The following is a 316-nucleotide window of genomic DNA, read 5'->3' as shown; positions in this document are numbered from 1 at the left end:
CGAGTTCCACCGGCTCTTCGGCGTGCGCTACCCGTTCGGCCGGTTCGACCAGGTCTTCGCGCCGGAGTTCAGCTACCTGTCGCTGGACCACCCCGGCTGCGTGCTGCTCAAGGAGCTGTACCTGTTCCGCACGCCCGCGCCGCGCAGCGAGCACGAGACCCGCGCGGTGGTCATCGCGCACGGCCTGTCGCTGATGTGGTGGGCCGGCCTGGTGACCAACAAGTGGTGGGACGACCTGTGGCTGGGCCAGGCGTTCGCCGACTACCTGGCGCACCGAGTGCCCAGCGAGGTCACCGAGTTCACCGGCCCGCTGACG

The 316-nt window shown here is 69.9% G+C and carries 1 protein-coding gene; it reads left to right on the top strand.

The annotated features are described in order from the left end of the window. Positions 1 to 316, top strand: a 316-nt coding sequence (locus AB0G02_RS36515) for a M1 family aminopeptidase (protein WP_360803950.1), incomplete at both ends; no start/stop codon positions are given.

This window comes from Actinosynnema sp. NPDC023658 (genome assembly GCF_040639995.1).
Taxonomy (GTDB): Bacteria; Actinomycetota; Actinomycetes; order Mycobacteriales; family Pseudonocardiaceae; genus Actinosynnema.
Note: the sequence above shows the minus strand (reverse complement) of the source record. Positions and strands in the feature narration are given on the sequence as shown.